This is a genomic window from Rothia mucilaginosa (assembly GCF_019334805.1).
GTDB lineage: Bacteria > Actinomycetota > Actinomycetes > Actinomycetales > Micrococcaceae > Rothia > Rothia mucilaginosa_C.
The window spans coordinates 199,843-221,927 of sequence record NZ_CP079822.1 but is presented as its reverse complement, the minus strand read 5'-3'; the positions used below and the strand labels follow the sequence as shown (position 1 = coordinate 221,927).

General features: G+C 62.0%; 16 protein-coding genes and 1 riboswitch. Of the genes, 11 read left to right on the top strand and 5 right to left on the bottom strand.

Translation table 11 applies throughout. The annotated features are described in order from the left end of the window. The first annotated feature begins 1,223 nt into the window (after positions 1 to 1,223). Positions 1,224 to 1,422, top strand: a riboswitch (FMN riboswitch). A gap of 250 nt (positions 1,423 to 1,672) precedes the next feature. From pnuC to trpC, 7 genes are all read left to right on the top strand, one after another. Next, a complete protein-coding gene (gene pnuC, locus LPB405_RS00850; protein ID WP_219101568.1) occupies positions 1,673 to 2,404 on the top strand; it encodes a nicotinamide riboside transporter PnuC in 732 nt (243 codons plus the stop codon). Position 2,405: 1 nt separating this feature from the next. Further along, positions 2,406 to 3,716 (top strand): bifunctional diaminohydroxyphosphoribosylaminopyrimidine deaminase/5-amino-6-(5-phosphoribosylamino)uracil reductase RibD, encoded by a 1,311-nt coding sequence (ribD, locus tag LPB405_RS00845; RefSeq protein WP_219102027.1) that lies wholly within the window; start codon positions 2,406 to 2,408, stop codon positions 3,714 to 3,716. A gap of 249 nt (positions 3,717 to 3,965) precedes the next feature. Further along, positions 3,966 to 5,249 carry a 3,4-dihydroxy-2-butanone-4-phosphate synthase gene (gene ribB, locus LPB405_RS00840; protein ID WP_219101566.1) on the top strand — a complete coding sequence of 428 codons (1,284 nt, stop codon included), beginning with the start codon at positions 3,966 to 3,968 and terminating at the stop codon, positions 5,247 to 5,249. Positions 5,250 to 5,257: 8 nt separating this feature from the next. Beyond that, the gene (locus LPB405_RS00835; protein ID WP_219101564.1) at positions 5,258 to 6,076 is read left to right on the top strand and encodes a GTP cyclohydrolase II; all 819 of its coding nucleotides are present in this window, start codon (positions 5,258 to 5,260) and stop codon (positions 6,074 to 6,076) included. Between the two features lie 55 nt (positions 6,077 to 6,131). Further along, positions 6,132 to 6,608 (top strand): 6,7-dimethyl-8-ribityllumazine synthase, encoded by a 477-nt coding sequence (ribH, locus tag LPB405_RS00830; RefSeq protein WP_005506244.1) that lies wholly within the window; start codon positions 6,132 to 6,134, stop codon positions 6,606 to 6,608. Positions 6,609 to 6,925: 317 nt separating this feature from the next. Next, positions 6,926 to 8,536 (top strand): anthranilate synthase component I, encoded by a 1,611-nt coding sequence (locus LPB405_RS00825; protein WP_219101562.1) that lies wholly within the window; start codon positions 6,926 to 6,928, stop codon positions 8,534 to 8,536. A 14-nt stretch (positions 8,537 to 8,550) separates the two neighbouring features. Beyond that, positions 8,551 to 9,366: an indole-3-glycerol phosphate synthase TrpC gene (gene trpC / locus LPB405_RS00820; RefSeq protein WP_102033834.1), complete on the top strand. Its 816-nt coding sequence runs from the start codon at positions 8,551 to 8,553 to the stop codon at positions 9,364 to 9,366. A 380-nt stretch (positions 9,367 to 9,746) separates the two neighbouring features. Here trpC and LPB405_RS00815 read toward each other — a convergent pair whose 3' ends face one another. Next, positions 9,747 to 11,144: an MFS transporter gene (locus tag LPB405_RS00815; protein ID WP_219101560.1), complete on the bottom strand. Its 1,398-nt coding sequence runs from the start codon at positions 11,142 to 11,144 to the stop codon at positions 9,747 to 9,749. Between the two features lie 180 nt (positions 11,145 to 11,324). On the opposite strand from LPB405_RS00815, the gene ftsY reads away from it, so the two are divergent. Beyond that, a complete protein-coding gene (ftsY, locus tag LPB405_RS00810) occupies positions 11,325 to 12,434 on the top strand; it encodes a signal recognition particle-docking protein FtsY (protein WP_219101558.1) in 1,110 nt (369 codons plus the stop codon). A gap of 220 nt (positions 12,435 to 12,654) precedes the next feature. Beyond that, a complete protein-coding gene (locus LPB405_RS00805) occupies positions 12,655 to 13,704 on the top strand; it encodes a glycosyltransferase (protein ID WP_219101556.1) in 1,050 nt (349 codons plus the stop codon). Positions 13,705 to 13,834: 130 nt separating this feature from the next. Here the strand turns inward: LPB405_RS00805 and LPB405_RS00800 are convergent, their stop codons facing one another. Beyond that, positions 13,835 to 14,737, bottom strand: a complete 903-nt coding sequence (locus LPB405_RS00800) for a PIN-like domain-containing protein (RefSeq protein ID WP_070543078.1) — start codon at positions 14,735 to 14,737, stop codon at positions 13,835 to 13,837. Positions 14,738 to 15,173: 436 nt separating this feature from the next. On the opposite strand from LPB405_RS00800, the gene LPB405_RS00795 reads away from it, so the two are divergent. Beyond that, positions 15,174 to 15,785: an ANTAR domain-containing response regulator gene (locus LPB405_RS00795; protein ID WP_005509159.1), complete on the top strand. Its 612-nt coding sequence runs from the start codon at positions 15,174 to 15,176 to the stop codon at positions 15,783 to 15,785. A 278-nt stretch (positions 15,786 to 16,063) separates the two neighbouring features. Here LPB405_RS00795 and LPB405_RS00790 read toward each other — a convergent pair whose 3' ends face one another. The 3 genes from LPB405_RS00790 to LPB405_RS00780 form a co-directional block, all read right to left on the bottom strand. Then, positions 16,064 to 16,312, bottom strand: a complete 249-nt coding sequence (locus LPB405_RS00790) for a hypothetical protein (RefSeq protein ID WP_219101554.1) — start codon at positions 16,310 to 16,312, stop codon at positions 16,064 to 16,066. Positions 16,313 to 16,450: 138 nt separating this feature from the next. After that, entirely contained in the window at positions 16,451 to 16,957 is a 507-nt protein-coding gene (locus LPB405_RS00785) for a PaaI family thioesterase (protein ID WP_219101552.1), read from the bottom strand. A gap of 125 nt (positions 16,958 to 17,082) precedes the next feature. Next, positions 17,083 to 18,360: a dicarboxylate/amino acid:cation symporter gene (locus LPB405_RS00780; RefSeq protein ID WP_219101550.1), complete on the bottom strand. Its 1,278-nt coding sequence runs from the start codon at positions 18,358 to 18,360 to the stop codon at positions 17,083 to 17,085. 467 nt (positions 18,361 to 18,827) lie between these two features. Here LPB405_RS00780 and polA point away from each other — a divergent pair, with 467 nt between their 5' ends. Continuing rightward, on the top strand, positions 18,828 to 21,839 hold the full coding sequence (gene polA / locus LPB405_RS00775; RefSeq protein WP_219101548.1) for a DNA polymerase I: 3,012 nt from the start codon (positions 18,828 to 18,830) through the stop codon (positions 21,837 to 21,839). Positions 21,840 to 22,085 lie beyond the last annotated feature (246 nt).

Sequence of the window (22,085 nt, the reverse complement as noted above, 5' to 3'; positions counted from 1 at the left end):
TGCGTATGAAGTTTTACTTGCGGGTTAGTTGTTTGAGAGGTTGTACCGGACACCGCTCGCGGGGGAGTGCGGCTTCCGTGGGTTAGTTGTTTGGAAAGTGCATACCGGACGCCGCTCGCGGGGGAGTGCCCCCTCTGCGGCGCTGGGGCGCCTTGAGGACGGAGCCCCCGCTTCGCGTGTCCGGTACGCCCTCTAGGTCGCCTACCCCTCGGTGGGGTTTATATAGGGGTTGGTCTGTGGTTGGGATTCAGAGGTAACGCGCCAATCCCTTGGGGTAGGGAATATGGGTGGCTTGGTGCGGGGTTTCCTTCTCAGGCTAGCTTGCCTCAGTCTGGGGTGCCCCTGTTTTAGATGTTAAAAACGGGTGGCGTATTCGCTCCGGCACTGCGAATACGCCACCCAAACACACCACACTCCACAAGACAATGCAGAGCGCGCGGGATCAACCATCCCGCAAGGTTCCCGTAACCTCCATCGCGCACCACGGTAGGCGACGACAGAAGAACGGGAGCTTATGACCGTTTGACACGCACAACGCCCCCCTCATAGAGGTTTACAAAGGCGCATACCGTGCGATCTTCCGGAAGTTTATTCGGAAGAGCTCCCACGCCGGTTCCGTTGAGAAATAATTCGGTGTGGTTGCCTCCCGATGGTGAAGCACATCAACATCGTGCGCCGCAATACTGCGCAATCCAGTACGCGCAGATGCTGCGTGAAAACCATCCGGGGAATGCAGTCCGCGGGCCAGTTTTCCAGCTTCAAATGGCAGAAGCTTAAGGGTTTGATGTGAGTGCTCGGATGGTCCGAATCATGTCGCTCTCAACGGAACCGGTTTATCGGTGATGGGAGCTCCTGTAGATAAGAATAACCTTAAATCACCCCTGGAGTAAACCTTAAACCAATAATTTAACCTTATTGTTATAATTCCTTGTCATAAAGGTATTGACGGGTGTTCAATGTGTCCTGGGTAACCCCCCTACAGGTCCCCGTAACTCTTTGGTCTGTTTGGCGCTCTTCACCGTTATGAAACCGTGATAAATCGTCCCCGAAAAATGAAGGACCGGGTTCCGAAGCGGCCCCGTGGGTGACTACCGCGGGGAGTTGCGTAGCGGGACTTGAAGACGCACCGCGGGCACAGTCATAAAACGTCATCTTGTCACGGAAGTTACCCCAGAGAAAACAAATTAAACCCCCGGCGTGCACTGTGGCATAATCAATATCGACATCGTGCTCCGGGGTCGGTGAAATTCCGAACCGGCGGTCACAGCCCGCGAACCGCTCTCGCAGGCAGGCAAAAATCGTACGAATCTTCGCATCCGCGCAGGACGCCAAGACTCCACTAGAGACGCCCGCCCGCAAGAGAGGCCGAACCGGTGAAAATCCGGTGCCGACAGTACAGTCTGGATGGAAGGTAGCACGAGCAGAAAAAGGCAGGTTCCGCCTCTCACGAAGGTGTCTGCGACCCCACCGGCGGTACAACGCGGTGGGGGTCGTGTTTGACGTTTCGTCGTGGTATCCCGAAGGTCCCGCGGATCCTGCCCACACACCGGAACCGGCGCATCCACCCCGTGATGCGCCCGGAATCGATGAGTTCTGTTCCTCTCCCCGGAGCCGCCGCAGATGCGCACCCCGCGCATCCGACACACGGTCCAACTCAGAGAGGAAAGAAACAATGGACATCTTGCGGTGGCTCTTCGACGCACAAATTCACGTGGGGGACCAGTCCCTCCTCGTGCGCGAAGTTCTCGGAAACGCATTCGGCCTGGCATCGGCGCTCGGCGGCATGCGACGCAAAGTATGGGCGTGGCCCGTCGGCATTCTCGGCAACCTGCTGCTCCTCACCGTCTTCCTGGGCGCCCTCGTCGGCAGCCCGCACCCCGTCACCATGCTCGGCCAGGCAGGCCGCCAGATCATGTTTATTGCAGTGTCCATCTGGGGCTGGCATCGTTGGCGTGCCACCCGCGCAGCCGGTGGTGACGCCTCCGAAGGTGCCGCGGTAATCCCCAAGTGGGCCACCAACACCGAACGCGCAGGCCTGGTCGTCGCCATGGTCGCAGGCACCCTGCTGCTCACCCCCATCTTCCGCGCACTCGGATCCTACGAACCGGTCTGGTCCGACGCCTGGATCTTCACCGGCTCGCTGCTCGCCACCTACGGCATGGCGCGCGGCTGGGTTGAATTCTGGCTCATCTGGGTAGCCGTCGACCTGGTCGGCGTGCCGCTGCTGTGGAGCGCAGGCTACTACGCGACCTCCCTCATGTACGTGTTCTACGGATGCTTCACCCTGGTCGGTTTCTTCGTTTGGTGGCGCACTCGCAACCTGGAGGCGCAGAAGACTCGGGTGCAGACCCAGTTCCCCGACGTGACCGTTGAAGTAACTGACCTACAGAAGGGTCGTGCCTAAGATGCCGCAGAACCCCTCGCTGCAGGTGCTGGCGAGCGCGCACCTGCCCGCAACCGTTGCCCCGAGCGTGTCCCTTCCGCACAACGAGGCGGACTACTCCGCCGCGGAGTACGGGCACCTCGCCGGGCTACCCGCCGCACGCACCCTCCAGCTACCCAACCTCGAGCAGACGCTCAGCCACGCAGACGCCATGACCCTGGCACTGCAGGCGGCACGCCAGGGCATCCGCGGCGCGAACCCCCTCGTCGGCGCCGTTATTACCGACAGACACGGGCACCTGTTGCACGTGGGCTACCACCGAGGTGCAGGTACCCCGCACGCCGAAGCCGACGCCCTCGCCGCCGCCCGTGCCGCGGGAACCGACCTCACCGGCGCCCGCATGTACGTGAGCCTCGAGCCCTGCAACCACACCGGACGCACCGGCCCCTGCTCCCACGCCGTCGCCGAAGCGGGCATCAGCGAACTCTACTACGCCTACAGCGACGACACCGAAAACGCAGCCGGAGGCGCCGCCTACCTGCGCTCGCAGGGCGTCACCGTGCACGCCATGGAGGAGTTCGCGAACGCCTCCTACCTGCTGAACGAGCGCTGGTTCATTGCCGCCGCCGAACGCCGCCCCTTCATCACCGCAAAGAGTGCGTCCACCCTGGACGGGTTCATTGCGGCAGCTGACGGCACGAGCAAGTGGATTACCGGCCCCGCCGCGCGCATTGACGGGCACCTGATTCGTCACCGCGCCGACGCCGTCATGATTGGCACCCGAACCACCCTCATGGACGACCCGACCCTGGACGCGCGCGACGCCAACGGGGAACGCTTCGAGAAGCAGCCGCTGCGCGTGGTCATGGGCAAGACCAAGATTACCGAGAACTACCGCGTGCGCGGCCTCAATCCGCCCGAAGGTGTGGAGGCGGACCCGCAGAACTTCCTGCAGGTCTTCACCCACGACCCGCGTGAACTGCTCGACGAGCTGTACGCCCGCGGGGTGCGCCACCTCATGATTGAGGGCGGCCCCGGCATGGTCGGCCTCTTCGCCGGTGAAGACCTCATCGATGAGATGGTCTGGTACCGCGCCCCCATGATTATGGGGCAGGGCAAGAGCGCCGTGTACAGTCTGCTCGTGGACACCCTCGCGCAGGCGCCGCGCCTGCAACTGGACGACCTGGGCATGTTCCCGGCAGTGCGCGTGCTCGGCAATGACACCGCAACGCACCTGGTGCCGGCACCTCGCGGAACGGCGCAGGACCCTGGGCAGCGGCGTACCCTGCCGAAGCTGGACGCCTGCCACGTGCCCGAACCGAGGCTGGACTAGTCGCGGCTGGACTAGCATCCGCCTGGGTTGAGCGCGGGCGGGGGAGTAGCACCTCAAGGAACCCCCGCCGGCGCCCGGCTAGTTTGTGCCGGCTGGTTCATGCCGGCTGGTTCGCATGCTGGCACAAAACCTCCCCGTCACGGGGAATATTCGAAAAATACGTATAGTTATACCGACGAACAAACCATCGCCGCCCGTCGCCCTCAACGACGACGCCCCGGCGGACACGGCGAGAAAAGGAAAGCACACATGTTTACCGGAATCATTGGCGCCCTCGGCACCGTAGAATCCATCACCCCCATCGAAGGTAGCGACGCAGCCTACCTGACCCTCAACGCCGGTGACATTGTCGCCGACCTCGAACACGGTGGGTCCCTCGCCGTCAACGGTGTATGCCTCACCGCTATCGACCTCGACCAGCTGCAGCCCGGCCAGTTCCGCGCCTACGCGATGGGTGAGACTCTGCGCCGCACCAACCTCGGCAACCTGAACCCCGGCGACACCGTCAACCTGGAGCGCTGCCTGCCCGCCGGTGGCCGCCTCGACGGTCACGTCGTGCAGGGTCACGTGGATGCGGTTGGCACCCTCGCATCCGTCACCGCGCACGAGGCGTGGAGCACCCTGCGCTTCAACCTGCCCACCGAACTGGCACCCCTGCTCGCTGAGAAGGGCTCCATCGCGGTTTCTGGCGTGTCCCTGACCGTCACCGCGGTATCTGAGCCCGGCGAAACCCCCGCATGGTTCGAGGTCGGCCTGATTCCCGAAACCCTGAAGGCAACCAACCTTGGCGCGCTCAAGGTTGGCGACAGCGTGAACCTTGAGACCGATGCGCTCGCTAAGTATGTGCAGCGTCTGACCGCGTTCGCAGGCGTGCCCCAGGATTCTTCCTCCGAGCAGGTTGCACCGCGTCGCGCCGACGTCGCAAGCGTCCTCGACAGCGTGCAGACCGCAGTGGACGCTATCGCCGCAGGTCGCGCCGTGGTCGTCGTCGACGATGAAGACCGCGAAAACGAAGGCGACATCATCTTCGCCGCCGAGCACGCAACCCCCGAGCTGATGGGCTTCATGATTCGCTACACCTCCGGCGTGGTCTGCGCACCCCTGAGCAACAAGCGTGCCGACGAGATGAACCTGCCGCCCATGGTCACCAACAACGAAGACCCCAAGGGCACCGCCTACACCGTCTCCTGCGATGCGGCATCCGGCGTGAGCACCGGCATCTCCGCGGCAGATCGCGCACGCACCGTGCAGATCCTCGCGGATGCCTCCTCCAGCCCGGCTGACATTACTCGCCCGGGCCACATCTTCCCGCTGCGCGCCGTTGACGGCGGCGTGGCGGAACGCCCCGGCCACACCGAAGCCGCAGTGGAACTCTCCCTCGCGGCGGGCCTGTCCGGCGTGGGCGTTATCGCCGAGGTCGTGCACGACGACGGCTCCATGATGCGTTTCGACGCACTGCGCGCCTTCGCAACCGAGCACAACCTGCCCATGATCTCTATCGAAGACCTCATCAAGTATGTAGCTAAGGCGTAGGAGAACGCATGAGCGAAACCCCTAACACCCAGGCAACGCCGGGCACTTCCGCATCGGGTACCCCCGCGGCTGTCACCTTGGCAGAGCCGGGCACCCTGGTTGAGCCGCTTGAGGCGCAGGCTGAAGAGCTCAGCGCCGAATCCCTGCGCATCGCCTCCCAGCTCGCTGAAGGCTACCGGGTCAGCCCCCTCGACATGGTGCCCAACCCCAGCCCGCTACTGGTCGAAAGCACCGAAGAGGTCGCCGTACCCACCCCGCAGGGTCTGTTCGGTCTGCGCGCCTGGCGATTCGCAGACGGCGCCGAGCACATCAGCGCCCGCGCCCTCGACCGTGACGGCACCCCCGTACCCGCCGAGGACGGGGGAGCACCCGCGGTACGCATCCACTCTGAATGCGCCACCGGCGACATTTTCGGTTCCTTCCGATGCGATTGCGGCCCCCAGCTGGAGAACGGCCTGCGCATCCTCAGCCGCACCGGCGGGTACCTCATCTACGTGCGCAACCACGAAGGACGCGGCATCGGACTGGTCAACAAGCTCCGCGCCTACGCGCTGCAGGATGCCGGACTCGACACCCTCGACGCGAACCTGGCGCTCGGCCTGGACGGCGACATGCGCGACTACTCGCAGGCGGCACTAATCCTGCAGGAACTCGGCGTGAACGAGCTGAGGCTCGTAACCAACAACCCCGCCAAGCAGGAGGCGCTCGAAAGCCTCGGCCTGCAGGTTACCGAGCTCATCCCGGATGAAATTCCCGCCCGAGTCGAGAACGCACACTACCTGCAGACCAAGCGTGAGCGCATGCGCCACGTGCTCAAAAGCGCGTAGCGGCACCCCTGCAAACTAAACTTTTCAATAACCCAAAACCCACAAGGAGAACACAATGAGCGGCGTAGGCGCAGCAGACACCACCCTCAACCCCGAAGACTACAAGGGCTTCAAGCTCGCAATCGTAGCGGCAAGCTGGCACACCCAGGTCATGGACGGCCTCATCGACGGCGCGCAGCGTGCAGCACGCGACGCAGGCATCGAGCCGACCCTCGTGCGCGTACCCGGCACCTTCGAGCTGCCCGTCGCAGCAACCCGTCTCGCTGAGAAGTTCGACGCAATCGTCGCGCTCGGCGTGGTCATCCGCGGCGGCACCCCCCACTTCGACTACGTCTGCCAGGGCGCAACCAACGGCCTGACCGACGTGTCCGTGCTGACCGGCCGCCCCATCGGCTTCGGCGTGCTCACCTGCGACAACGAGCAGCAGGCACTCGACCGTGCAGGCCTGGAAGGCTCTAACGAAGACAAGGGCTACGAGGCGACCGCAGCGGCACTGCAGACCGCAGCAACCCTCAAGCAGTTCAGCAACTAACACGGCTGAACGGTACGCGGCTCAGTTTCACGAAGAGAACTATTGAATCTTCACCGTGGAACTGGGCCGCAGCACCGGTTAAACTGAAACAACCCGCGCGCAGGGCTTACCGGGCTTTAAAGGGCTTACCGGGCCTTATCAGGCATGATCGGGCGTCTATGGATCTGGCAAGTATGCGCCAGAGAGATACACACCGGAACATATGTCCCGGTACCCCATGTACCGGTAAAACCCCATGTACCGGTAAAAACCCCGCGCAGCAGCTAAGGGACACAGCGCACCGACGCGCTCCCAAACCAACACCAAGGAGTACAGCAATGCAGGATTTGGGCACCATCACCCCCAGCCTCGAAGAATTCCGCGCCCGCGCAGCCGGCACCCGCGTCATTCCCGTACACATCAAAATCCTCGCCGACTCACTCACCCCCATCGGCATCTACCGATCCCTCGTACTCCAAAACGACCAGGGCGAACCCGTCGACGCACCCCACGGCACCTTCCTGCTCGAATCCGCCAAAATCTCCGCAGAAGGCGAATCCGCAGCCTGGGACCGCTACTCCTTCATTGGCGCGTCCTCCCGCTCCACCCTCACCACCGTTGACGGCGCAGTCCACTGGCAGGGCCGCACCCCCGCCGGCGCACCCGTCGACGGCGACCCCGTAGAAGCCATCGCAAAGACCCTGCAGATGCTCTACACCGAACCCGACCCGACCCTGCCGCCGCTCACCTCCGGCCTGGTTGGCTACCTCGGCTGGGACGTCGTGCGCCACTGGGAGCACCTGCCGTTCCCGCCCGCCGATGACGTGAACCTGCCCGAATTCGCGCTCAACATGGTCTCCGACATGGCAATTCACGACAACAAGGACGGCACCGTCCTGCTCGTCGCCAACGCCATCAACTTCAACGGCACCAGCGAAAACGTTGACGGCGCCTACGAAGACGCCATCGCACGCCTGCACAGCATGCTCCGCCGCCTGCAGCGCGGCGCCACCGCAACCACCTCCACTCTCTCCGGCGTGGCAGACGTTGACCGTAAGGTCCGCGAAGACGTCACCCTCACCTGGAGCGAACAGGGCTTCAAGGACGCCATCGACCGCTCCAAGAAGAACATCATCGACGGCGACGTCTTCCAGATCGTGCTCTCACGCCGATTCGAAGCCGAAACCAACGCCAAGGCACTCGACGTGTACCGTGTACTGCGCCAGTCCAACCCCTCGCCGTACATGTACCTCTTCAACTTTGAAGACAGCAACGGCACCCCCTTCCACATCGTCGGCTCCTCCCCGGAGGCGCTCGTCACCCTCAAGGACGGCATCGCCAGCACCCACCCCATCGCCGGTTCCCGCCCGCGCGGCGCAACCCGCGAAGAAGACCTCGCACTCGCCGAGGAACTGCTCGCCGACCAGAAGGAACGCTCCGAACACCTCATGCTCGTCGACCTGGCACGCAACGACCTCTCGCGCATCGCCAAGCCCGGAACCGTATCCGTCGACCAGTTCATGATTATTGAGCGATTCAGCCACATCATGCACATTTCCTCCGCCGTCAGCGCCGAACTCGACCCGCAGTTCAGCGCCTACGACGTGCTGCGCGTCGCCTTCCCGGCAGGCACCCTCTCCGGTGCCCCCAAGCCGCGCGCCATGCAGCTCATCGACGAATACGAACCCACCCGCCGCGGCGTCTACGGCGGCGTATGCGGCTACTTCGACTTCGCCGGCAACATGGACATGGCAATCGCCATCCGCACCGCCGTACTCAAGGAAGGCACCGCCTACGTACAGGCAGGTGCGGGCCTCGTCATGGACTCCAACCCGGACTCCGAAACCCTCGAAACCGTCAACAAGTCCGCCGCCCCGCTGCGCGCTGTGCTGACCGCCTCCGGCCTGGCACCCCTGGACGCAGACGCAGCCGTCAACGCCACCAAGTAACCCAAGGAGACACCATGAGCACCGTTCTCGACGAGATCATCGTCGGCGTCCGCGAAGACCTCGCCGCCCGCGTACAGCAGGTTCCCCTCGAAGAAATGAAGAAGCGCGCCCTCGCAACCGCACCCGCCCGCGACGCGCTCGCCTCCCTACGCGGTGAAGTACCCGGCGGCGGCAACGGCACGACCGCACGCATTATTTCTGAGGTGAAGCGCTCCTCACCGTCCAAGGGTGCGCTCGGCGAAATCCCCGACCCCGCCGCGCTCGCCGCCCGCTACGAGGCAGGCGGCGCCGCAGCGATCTCCGTACTCACCGAACAGCGCCGCTTCAACGGCTCCCTCGCCGACCTGGACGCTGTGCGCGCCTCTGTGAACATCCCCGTGCTGCGTAAGGACTTCACCGTTGACGAATACCAGATCTGGGAGGCACGCGCACACGGCGCCGACCTGGTCCTGCTGATCGTCGCGGCCCTCGACGAGAAGACCCTGCGCGAGTTCCTGGAACTCACCGAGTCGCTCGGCATGAACGCTCTGGTCGAGACCCACACCCCCGAAGAGATTGAGGTCGCCCAGCGCATCGGCGCCAAAATCGTTGGCATCAACGTGCGCAACCTCAAGACCCTTGAGGTCAATAACGAGCACTACGCATCCCTCGCCGCGCACCTGCCCAACTCCGTCATCAAGGTTGCTGAGTCCGGTGTCGCCAGCATTGAGGACGTGCGCGCCTACGCTGGTGCCGGTGCCGATGCTGTGCTCATCGGTGAAGCGCTGGTACGCTCCGGCGACCCCGAAGGTACCGTGCGTGAATTCTCCAAGGTGCCGGTGACCCGATAGGGGTTGCTAAGAGATAGCGACCAAAACACGCGAAGCGGGGGAGTGCCCCCTCTTCAGCGCCTGGGGGCGCTTCGAGGACGGAGCCCCCGCTTCGCGTGTCCGGTACGCCCTCTAGGTCGCCTACCCCTCGGGGAAGGATATAAAGGGGTTGGTAGATAGTTGCCTTCTCGGGTTAGCTCGCCTCGGTCTGGGATAGGGGTATATGAGGTTGGTAGGTGGTTAGCTTCTCGGGTCAGCTCACCTGATTCTGGGGTTATTTGTCCTGTCGGATTTTTTATCTACTTCCCGGATAAAGACCTGATACATACACATAAAGCCGGTGTCCGGTTCCTGTCACATCACAGGAACCGGGCACCGGCTTTTCACCTATTAGAGAGCTTCTAGCGGCCCGTATAGTCCGCGTCCGCAATATCCTTCGGCCAGCGCGCCTTCCGGAACGGCGCCCACGTAAACGCCGCCGCCACCAACAACAAACCACTGATAATGAACGCCGGAACAAAGCCCCACGCATCCGCAATCAAACCAGCTACCAGCGGGCCCAAAATCATACCGAAATCACTACACATCTGATACACCGCCAACACCTGACCACCACTGCGGCGAGTACCAATCACATCAGACACCGCAGCCTGAATCGACGGGCCCATAAACGCCGCACCAATACCCAAGCACGCCGTCAACGACACAAACACCCACGCCACCGGCGCGAAACCCATAAACGTCACCGCAGAACCCGCCAACAGCAGACCCGAAAACGCCATCACACGGCGACCAAAACGATCCGAAAAACGACCCGAGAACGTCTGTGTCAACGCATTACCAAACGAGTTTGTCGCCATCGCCAAAGAAGCCAATAACGTAGCCGCCACCGGATCCGACATGTCACCACCGGTCGCCAAATACGCCGCCGCCAACGGAATAATCGACGACTGCACACCAAACACCGACCAGCCAATCGCCCAATTCGAAACCAGCGCAGAACGGTAATTCGAGAACTTCAACGCGTCACGAACCGTCATCGCAGGAAGATCGCTCTTACCCGAAGAAGACCCAGGCTTAGCCCCCTGACCGGATGCACCAGCGGGCGAAGGCGCCGCCGACGGCAACACCCCGGTACCCTTGCCTTCAGCCAGTGCCGCCGCCTCCATAATCGCGTCGCGCTCCGCCTCCAGCGCCGCCTGCGAAGGCATCAAGAACCACACAATCAGGCCCGCCGCCAGCAACGAAAAACCATACACAATGAACGGCGCACGCATACCAAAGGGCGCCAACGCGCTCGCAATCACCGGGCCCAGCAGGTTACCCAGCAGGAACGCCGTCGCATAATAGCCCGAAATACGGCCGCGCATATGCGCCGGGGACAGGCGCACCAGCAGACCCATCGCAGAGACAGTGAACATGACCGAGCCGATACCCGCCACCGCACGCGAAGCCAGCAGCACCCAATAATCCCAGGCGAACGCAATCATAAACGACGTCACCGACACAATCAGCATGCCAATCGTGTACACCGGACGCTCACCCCAACGGGTAATCATCTGACCCGCTGACGGCGCAAAAATCAGGCGCGTAATCGCCAACGCAGAAACCACCATCGTCGCCATAGTGACCGTGGCATTAAAATTTTGCGCATAGTTCGGCAGCACCGGCGCCACCAAACCAAAACCCACCGCAATCATGAACGACGCAGCAATCAGAACCTTCAAACCGGTCGGCACACGGTTCGGGTCAATTGTGCGCGGGTCAAAAACAGGCGGTGTTTTGGCAGGGTTCCTCATATTCATCCTCGAAATAGTGCGGTGCCGTGCGGCAGTTGCGGGCCCCACCCGCAACTGCCCATCATGTGTTCGGCTAAAAAACTTAACAGTGTCCAGTCTACTCCGCCGACAGCCGGGCATGCGCGTCATCTCGACCAGCCAAACCGCCCAAACCGGTAAGCTAGTAGTGTGAATGAAACGATGATGATAATCTGCGCAATCGTGCTGGGTGTACTGGTGATCGCCGGTGTACTTTTCGCCGTTCTGCGCCGACCCAAGAAGACCGCGAACCTGCAGTCTTTGCGTCAGGAGGCGGCAGAAGCCTCCGGCGGATCGGTGGAAGAACCCGAAAGCTCGGCACCTCGCGCTATTGAACTTGATATGCCCGACCCGTCCGCGGGTCGCCTGGTGCGCCTGCGTGCCCGCCTGGCACGCTCCAACAACATGCTCGGCAAGGGCCTGCTGGCTCTGCTCTCCCGCGACCGCATCGACCAGGACGTCTGGGATGAGGTTGAGGAAACCCTGCTGCTGGCTGACCTCGGTTCTGAGCCGACCACCCGCCTGGTGGAGGCGCTGCAGCAGCGCGTGCGCGTTGAGGGTACGAGCAACCCCGCCGCCGTGAAGAAGATGCTCCGCGAAGAGCTCGTGAAGATTGTTCGCCCCGACATGGACCGCGAGCTGAAGACCGCCGGCAGTGACGGCAACCCCGGCGTGGTGCTGGTCGTTGGCGTGAACGGCGTCGGTAAGACCACGACCGTCGGCAAGATTGCCCGCGTGATGGTCGCTGACGGTCAGACCCTGCTCCTGGGTGCCGCGGATACGTTCCGTGCGGCCGCCTCTGAGCAGCTGACCACCTGGGGTGACCGCGTGGGCGTGAAGACTGTGCGTTCCGAGAAGGAAGGCGCCGACCCCGCATCCGTCGCGTTTGATGCAGTGAAGGCTGGCAAGGAGCAGGGCGTCGACACCGTGCTCGTGGACACCGCGGGCCGCCTGCAGAACAAGTCCGGTCTGATGGATCAGCTCGGCAAGATTAAGCGCGTTATCGAGAAGGAAGCGCCGGTCACCGAGGTTCTGCTCGTGATTGACGCGACCACCGGCCAGAACGGTATGGTTCAGGCGAAGGTCTTCGGCGATATCGTGGACGTCACCGGTATCGTGCTGACCAAGCTTGACGGCACCGCAAAGGGCGGCATCGTGGTCGCTATCCAGGAGGAGCTCGGCGTTCCCGTCAAGCTCATCGGCCTGGGTGAAGGCCCGGACGACCTGGCGCCGTTCGACCCGGAAGCATTCGTGGACGCGTTGCTGGACTAACATCCTCATATTCCGCCGAGAAGCCACATGTGTTGTGAACATATGTGGCTTTTCGCGGTTAATACAGGGGTAATGACGACGGGCAGCACACGATGCGGGGCTCTGGGATATTCTGAAACTAGAAGATGCGTAGCGAGAAAAAGTGCCGACCCCTCAGGCGGTCCCGAGCATCGCACACCATACAGCCCAATTCACCCCGAACCTCAGCGAAGGAGCTACCATGGCAGCCACCCACCTCCCCGGAACTCTTCCCGACCCCAACTACCAGCCCACCTACCGTTCCAACGGCGCGGGCGACGACCTCGCCGCACTCGTTGCACCGTACAGCCTCTCGCGCGTCCAGCTCGCTGAGGCTACCGGTATCGCTGACGAGGCTACCGTGAACAGCTGGGTTGAGCAGTGCTGCCCCGAACTCGCGGCGGATGCTCCCGCGCCCCTCGAACCCGTGCTGCGATACCTGGACGAAACCTACCTTCCCGACCCCGCAAACTGGCCCGGCGATAACGCCTACGACGAGTACATCCTCGAGAACATTGCCGCGCGCATGCTCGCCCGCGTTGTTGCTAACACTTTCGCCGCTGACCGTTCCGGCGACTACCGTGAACTTCTCGCACTCGTTGCAACCCTTGTGCTGATTGCCCGCTACTGGGAGGGCACCGATGAGGCTTTCCTGACCCTGCTCAACGCCGAGCCCACCGCGGAGGCGGAAGAGTCCCTGCAGGAGGCTATCGCGAACGCCCCCGAGTCCCTGCACCCGCTCCTGGCCGAGCTTCTGCTGCCCGCCCTGCGTGAGGCGCGCGGCACCTTCACCGCCGCCGAGGCGCAGCTACTCACCGGCTACGTTCTTGCCGCCGGATACTACGCGGGTGAGCACCCCTACGAGACTCTGAACGGCATCCACGTTGCGTTCGATGCGGATGACCTCACCCTGCCCGATGCTGAGCTGATGAGCCGTATTGAGGACGTCCTCAAGGCTAACTTCCAGGCTGCCCGAGCGGAATCCGGCGCTGCTGACAAGAACCAGGAGCCGCACCACGTCACCCTGCCCGGCAACCAGGACGGCTACGAAACCGCCGCGCACTTGATCGCCGCCCTGCCTCAGGCGCATGACGTTATCGTTTTCAGCACCCCTGAGGGTGATGACGCGGAGGCGCTCGCCGCCGACCGCCGCGCCGCCTTCACTCTGTACCTGTGCTACCTGCTCCTCGGTGATGATGAGTCTTCGGAGGAGCGCGCCGCTGAGCTGTACCGCGCCAGCCGCGAAGGATAGAGCAACAAAGGATGTCTGGTAGCTTCCCAGACGCTAAGAAGCCACATGTGCATCAAACACATGTGGCTTCTTAGCGTTAATTGTGGTGAGTGTGGTGGGATTATTCTCAACGGTGACTGTGCACGGCGATTTACACAGCTACGGGCTGTTCCGCGCGAATCGCATTATAGGTAGCGTCGCTGACGGTCACACCGTACTGCTCGGAGGCGAGCCGCAGAATCTCCTCAACCGTGTAGATGCGGAATACGCCGCCTCCGGTTGCCTTAGCGTATTCACGCAGTAGCTGACGGTTCGCGAGCTGACGTACGGGTTCGCCGCCCGATGCGGCGCGTACCTGCTGACCGTTGCGTAGCCAGGTGTCGCGCACACCGCCGGTGACGAAGACGCAGTCGGTGCCCTTCACACGGGTGGTTGCTTCGGTAACGCACTGGTTCCAGAGCGCGAAGTCGGCGTCAAAGCTGGCATTAGCGAGTAGCGGGTGACCCTGTGCGAGGGCTTCGCGGCACTGCTGTTCGTGGCGTTCGGGGCTGGGTGCCGCACCCACGTGGCCGGTGAAGATGCGGTTCAGTCGCGGCAGGATCGTGTCGTCTTCGCGGCGTGCCATGTTGATGGATCCGGTGTCGGTGGTGGGTTCAAGGATCTTCATGATCTGCGCGATGGAGTGGTCCAGCTGGTGCGTGACTGAACGCAGTGCGCTCCAGGGGGAGTTGCGTTCTTCGGGCAGGGTTTCTTTGAAGGATGCGAGCGCTGAGCGGACGCGGTCTGCGGCGGCGGGTACGGGGGAGGCGCCGTCGAGTGCTGCCCAGAATTCTTTGAGTGCCTGGTGGGGGAGGAAAGCGTGTCCGCGCAGCTGCGAGTAGACGCGGAGGATTTCGTCGCTGATGTGGGTTGGGTAGTTGTAGAGGCTTGCAAGCGCGGTGGAGTCGAAGGCGATGAGAATTCCGGGGTGAATGGAAGTCAGCGGGGCGCGATCGAGTTCCTTGTACTCGACGAAGTCTGAGTACAGGGTGCGTGCTTGACGGGTGATTGACATGAATCCCCTCCGGGTATCGAGTATGGGTGGTCAAATGTGAGTGCCGGAGAAGTCGAGGAGAATACCTATTTCAGTGTATCGGCCTTCTGCGGCGCGTGATGGGGTTTCGATATAAATATTTTGTTTATTACTTTTGTGTCTAACCCGAGGGGGTGTTAGTGCATGTCAGAGTCATTTTCGGGTCCATGTTTTAGGTGTGAATTTCGCCGCGTGACCTCTGCATTGTGCGGTTTTGTTTTCACAGTCATGAGCAGTATAGAACAAAAATGTGCATTAATATGCAAAATCTGATGGAGGGTCACAAAATAACGTCAGAAAACTCCTCCCACCTGCACATAGGACGCATATAACACGCGAGGGACGAGGCGAGAAAGTAGATGAACATTTATTCCCTCCTGTAGACTTTAAGTGATTCAATTTGATAAGGAGAAGAGTAATGTCAGAGCTGACCACTCAAAACCAGGCGGAGGAGCAGGGTCCCGCCCGCACCGTCGTCGTGGCAGAAGACGAGGCACTGATTCGCCTCGACATCGTCGAAATTCTGAAGGACCAGGGTTTCGATGTCGTTGCAGAAACCGATAACGGCAAGACCGCCGTCGAGCTAGCGCAGAAGCACCGCCCCGACCTCGTCCTCATGGACGTGAAGATGCCGATCATGGACGGCATCACCGCAGCTGAAGAAATCGCGAAGGAGCAGATCGCTCCCGTCGTTCTGCTGACCGCATTCAGCCAGAAGGAACTCGTCGACCGTGCCGTTGAGGCAGGCGCTATGGCGTACGTCGTCAAGCCGTTCTCCCCGAACGATCTGGTCCCCGCAATCGAGGTAGCAATCAGCCGCTACGAGCAGATTCGCGCTCTCGAGAAGGAAGTTGGCACCATCCGCGACCAGTTCGAGACCCGCAAGCTGGTTGACCGCGCAAAGTCGCTACTCATCACCAAGATGAACCTGACCGAGCCGGAAGCATTCCGCTGGATTCAGAAGACCTCCATGGACCGCCGCCTGTCCATGCGTGAAGTTTCCGACACCATCATCAAGCAGCTCTCCTAAAGACGTACACAGTACAAACGGTACAGGTACGAACGCACGCTACGACGAAGACTAGGATTCGCCCGTACGCACCTTCAGCCGGTCAGCATCTGGCCAGCACCTTTTCATGACACGCTAACGCCCCATCCCTCACAGTGAAGCTGAGGGACGGGGCGTTAATGTTTAACCTCTGAAGCTCACATCCTGCCGGGGCAGTCGGAGCGTTTCTAAGCCCGGAGCGTTTCTAAGCCGGTGCCGCGGGCAACCCAACGCTGCAAGAGCTGCAGCGTCAGGCGGTCTTAGCGCATGTAGCGGTTGAAATCGTCTTCGTCATTGTTGGGGCCGCTAATGGGACGGTCCGTGGGGGAACCCGCCCAGAGCATACCGCCAGTACCGAGCATCACGCCCAGCCACCAGAAGCTACCGGGGTTATTGATGGCGGTCACCAGGCACACCAGCATCACACCGATTGCGATGGGCAGGACAATGCGCTTGGCGCGCACAATCTTCGGGTAACGCTTGAAATAGGGGGTGCGCTCGCGGGCCATGGTGCTCCTTCTGGTCGTACCTTCTGGTGGGTGTTGGGGGCTGTGTACCCCGTGCTTCTACGATTTTAGGCTACTTGCGTAGGCTGTAGGGTCTTATGCTGCGGGGTATTAGGCAGTGGATGCTTATGCAGTGGGAGTTTATGCAGCGGGGCGGGGGATCAGCATGTTGGTGATGCGCGCCGTGCAGGTGGTGCGGCCGCGCTCATCCACAATGTCGATGGAGTGGATGCACAGGGTGCGTCCGAGCTTGACGGCGGTGCAGGTTGCGGTGACCAGACCGGAGACTGCCGGGCGCACGTGGGTTGCGTTGATGTCCACGCCGACTGCTACGAGGTTTTCGCCGCCGTGCACACCCGCGGAGAGGGAGCCGAGGGTTTCGGCAAGGACCACGTTGGCGCCGCCGTGCAGCAGGCCGATGGGCTGGGTGTTACCGGCGACGGGCATGGTTGCGACGGTGCGTTCTGCGGTGAGTTCCTGGAATTTAATGCCCATGGCGGGGATGAGTTCGCCCAGGCCGCGGGGGAAGTAGGGGTGCAGGTGTTCGGGGATTCCGCTGTCGGTCAGCTGCGCCTTGATTTCTTCTGCGCTGAGGGTGGTGGGTGCTGCCGCGCGGACGGGTGCGTGCTGTGTGTTGTTTTCAGTCATGACTTCCAGTGTACTCCTCGGTTTTTGGTGCTTTGACCTGCGGGGGAGGTTCCGGGCACGATTCAGCCCCGCCTCCTGAACTCAGGAGACAGGGCTGAATAACGCTATGGAAGCTTACGCGAGGATTAGGCGGAAATAGCTTCTGCCTTTTCGATGTCCTCGTCGCGGATTTCCTTATCGGGATTCACGCCACTTGCCTTGGAAATACGCTCGGTCAGGGCTGCGATGGTCGCGTCACCGGTCACGTTGGTTGCGGTGCCGAAGGAGTCCTGAGCCAGGTACAGGGCAATCATCAGGGCGATCATGGAGGAGTCAAAGCCGAGCATGGACTCGAGCAGACCAATTGCGGTCATCACGCCACCGCCGGGAACGCCGGGAGCGGCAACCATCATCACGCCGAGCACCAGAATCATGGGAACCAGCGAACCGAAGTCGGGGCTCTTACCGGTCATGAACAGCACAGCCACCGCGCAGGAGGTAATGGTAATCATGGAGCCGGAGAGGTGAATGGTTGCGCATAGCGGAATCGCGAAGTCCACCACGCGAGCAGAGATGCCAGCTTTCTTTGCCGAACGCACGGTCACAGGGATGGTAGCAGCCGAAGACTGGGTGCCGATTGCGGTGAAGTACGCGGGCATCATGGTCTTGAGCATCTGGATGGGGCTACGGCGAGACACCGCGCCAGCCACCGAGTACTGCAGGGCCAGGGTGACCCAGTGCAGGATAATCACCATGACAAAGACCAGACCGAAGACGGAGAGGATCTTGGCAACCTGACCGGCGAGGGTCATGTTCGCGAACACACCCACAATGTGCACGGGCAGCAGGGGGATAATCACGTAGCTGAGCATCTTCTCAACGATGACCTGGAAGTCTTCGAAGAGGTTCAGCATCGCACGGGTCTTCAGCGCGGTAATGCCCAGACCCAGAATGAAGGAGAGAACCAGCGCGCTGAGCACACCCATGATCGGGGGCAACTGAATGGAAACGTAACCGGCGGAGAGCGCATTCTCCGGGTTATCGAAAGATGCCAGCTGCTGACCCTTCAGAATGATGGGGTAGAGCAGCAATGCGCAGGTCAGTGCCAGGAAGCCCGCAAGGATGCTGGAGAGGTACGCCAGACCCACGGTGATGCCGAGCATCTTGCCTGCACCCTGCGCGAGGGAACCAATACCGGGCACGATGAAGCCGATAATAATCAGCGGAATCGCGAAGCTCAGGAAGGCACTGAATACGGTGGAGAAGGAGACGAAGAGCTGCACAATGAAGTCGGTGGGGATGGCTGCGCCGGTTGCGTCATTGATGCCGCTAATCATTCCGGGGGTCAGCATGCCGATAAGCACACCCGATGCAATCGCGATGATAATCCACGCGAGGAGGGGAAGTTTTTTGAGTGCCTTCATAGTTTCCTAAATGAGGGTTCGTTGTGTGTTGAGCGCGGGAGGTGCCCTCACGGTCCGGTGAATCCTGTCGGTGAATTTTGCCAGTAAATTCTGGGTAGAGTTCTGCCTATGAATACACGGGGTGTGGGGGTTTCCTACGCTGGAGGCGATAATAAGGTTATATATTATCTGGAAACTGTATTATTATCCACCTTACATAGTGACTTGGGGCACATTTTTGGGAAGAAAACTCACCAAACGCACCCCACCGGCACTTATATATGAGGTAAAACTCTTTCCACACGCCCCCTAGTTCCGCTATATGGCACAGCACCGGCACCCAATACGGCACGGGCGCCTCCCACATGGCTGACCAGCCCAAGGCAGACCCTCAGTGCTGACCGGCAGTCGTCACAAAACCGTCCGTCACGAAGCTTCCCGTCACGAACCCAACCACCGAGCAAACTCAGACTCGATACACTAGAAGAGTGACTACAGAGAACAAAACCCTCCTGCTCATTGACGGACACTCCCTCGCCCTACGCTCCTTCTTCGGCATCTACACCATGGCCGAAAAGACCGGACAGCACATCTTCGTGCGCAGCGACGGCCAGCACACCGAAGCCGTCCACGCCTTCCTCTCCACCCTGCTGAGCATCATCAAAGACAACCAGCCCAGCCACATCGCCGTAGCCTTCGACCTGCCCGGCGGCACCTTCCGCACCGCCGAATACGGCGAATACAAGGGCGGCCGCAACGCCATCCCCGAAGCCTTCAACGGCCAGATCGACCTCATCAAAAAGATGCTCGGCGCGCTCAACATCCCCGCGCTCACCTACGAAAACTACGAAGCCGACGACATCGTCGCAACCCTCACCCGCCGCGGCACCGAAGCCGGCTACAAGGTCCTCATCCTCTCCGGCGACCGCGACATCTTCCAGCTCGTTACCGACGACGTCACCCTGCTCTACCCGGTCACCACCGGCCCCTCCAAGGGTATTCAGCGCATGGACCCCGCCGCCGTCGAAAAGAAAACCAAGGTACCCCCGCACATGTACCCCGACCTTGCCGCCCTCACCGGCGAGCAGGCGGACAACCTGCCCGGCGTACCCGGCGTGGGTCCCGGCTTCGCCGCCAAGTGGCTCGGCGAGTACGGCTCCCTCGACGCCGTCATCGAAAACAGCGACAAGATCGGCGGCAAGAAGGGTGAAGCACTACGCGAAAACATCGACAACGTCGTGCGCAACCGCCGCCTCAACCAGCTCGTCAACGACCTCGACCTGAACGTCACCCTCGAAGACACCGCATTCACCCCCGACCTGGATGCACTCAACACCTTCTTCGACGAAGTAGAGTTCCGCACCATCCGCAAGCGTGCCGCCGACACCCTCGGCCCCATCGTGCACGCCGCCGGAACCGCAGGCTCCGCAAGCCCCGCCGCAGAAGCGGGGGAGGAGGGCGCCACCAAGAAGGCACCCACCGGCCCCGTCTACGCACCCATTGTCACCAGCGCACCCACCAAAAACGCAGACGCAGCAGCATTCCGCGCCTTCTGCACCGCCGCAGCCGAAGAAAACTACGGCAACGACGAACAGGGCGCGCCCATCCCCGTACCCGAACGCCTCGAAGGCGCCGTGACCCTCTACCCGGTCACCAACCTGCCCGTAGCACGCCCCGCCATCGGCGACGCCCCCGCCGTCAAGGTCACCAAAACCAAGATCCGCGCCGCCGAAGAAAACCCCGAACTGCTCGGCGTGCTCCTCACCAGCAAGAGCACCAGCCTCTGGATCGACACCCGCACCATCGACCCGGAACTCGACGCCGCCCTCGCCGCCTGGCTCTCCGACGAAGCAGCCCGAAAAATCGTCATGGACCTCAAAAACCAGCGCAAACTCCTGCGCGCCTACGGCTACGAACTCGCCGGCGCCGTCGAAGACCCCGCTCTGTCCTCCTACATGTGCGGATTCATCCCCACCGCAACCCGCAAGCTCTTCTCTGAACGCATGGAAGACCTCGCCGAACGCTACCTCTGGATCCCCAAGGACCCCTACGCGCAGCTCGTCTTCCAACCCGAAGAAGACGAGGCAGAACCCTCCCTCTTCAGCCTGCCCGGCGAAGCCGAACCCGTCGATAACCTGCGCTACTTCACGCAAATCAGCCGCATCATCCACGAACTTGCACGCCTGCTGCACTACGAAATGGAAGAGCACGGCCAGCTGAAGGTCTACGAAGAAATCGAACTGCCGCTGCTCTACGTCCTCGCAGACATGGAGCAGGCAGGTATTGCCGTCTCCGACGCGCTCCTGACCGAACTGCACGACACCTTCTCCGCACGCGCAGCCCAGGCACAGGACGCCGCACGCGCCATCATCGGCGACACCGTCGAAACCGACGACGGCGAAGAATCCCTCAACCTCGCCTCCGTCAAACAGCTGCAGACCGTGCTCTTCGACAAGCTCGCCCTGCCGCACACCCGCAAAATCAAATCCGGCTACTCCACCGACGCCGAATCCGTCACCGAACTACTCTCCAAAATCTCCCCGGAGTCCGACGGCGCCGCATTCCTCGGTGCGCTCGCCGCCTACCGCGACAACATCAAACTCGTCCAGACCGTCGAAGGCCTGCAGAAAGCAGCCGCCGACGACGGACGCGTACACACCACCTTCCAGCAGGGTGCCGCCTCCACCGGTCGACTCTCCTCAACCGCACCGAACCTGCAGAACATCCCGATCCGCACCGAAGAAGGCCGCCGCATCCGTGGCGCCTTCATCGTCGCGCCCGCACCCGTCGACGGCGTGGAATACGAGGGTCTGCTCACCGCCGACTACTCGCAGATCGAAATGCGCATCATGGTGCACCTCGCCGCCGACGAGAAGCTCATCGCAGCCTACGAAGCAGGGGAGGACCTGCACCGTTACGTCGGCTCCGAAGTCTTCGGCGTCGCCCCCGAAGACGTCACCCCCGAGCAGCGCTCCAAGGTCAAGGCAATGTCCTACGGCCTGGCATACGGCCTGTCCCGATTCGGCCTCGCCAAGCAGCTGAACATCAGCTCCGACGAAGCAGGCGAACTGCGCACCAACTACTTCAAACGCTTCGGACGCGTGGGACGATTCCTGCGCGGCGTGCTCAAGCAGGCACACCAGGACGGCTACACCGAAACCATTTTCGGCCGCCGCCGCGTGCTGCCCGACCTGGACTCGCCCAACCGTGTACGCCGAGAAGCCGCCGAACGCGCCGCCCTCAACGCCCCGATTCAGGGCACCGCCGCGGACATCATCAAGATCGCCATGATCAACATTCACCGCCGCCTGCGCGAAGAGGGCCTGAAGACCCGCATGCTGCTGCAGGTGCACGACGAAATCATCCTCGAAGTCGCCACCGGTGAGCGTGAAGCCGCCGAACGCGTGCTCGTCGAGGAGATGAGCGGTGCCGCCTCCCTGCGTGTTCCTCTGGATGTGCAGGTCGGCTGGGGCAAGTCCTGGCAGGAGGCGGGCCACTAGGCTCGTTTCTTCCGTTTGGCTCCGCTTGGAAAGGCGGTTATCGTCCTCGTTCCTACAGGGGCACCCGCCCTCGCTTCGCTTCGGGCACCCTGATGTCACTTTCGGACGATATCGCCTTTCCGCGCTGGGGGTAGCAGGTCACCGAGCGGGTGCGGCCGCGTTTTCCGGATGCGCCCTCAGGGTGTCAGCCCGGACGCTCTCCGATGCGGAGCGAGGAGAGGGCGGAGCGTCCGGGTGACGGGTGCC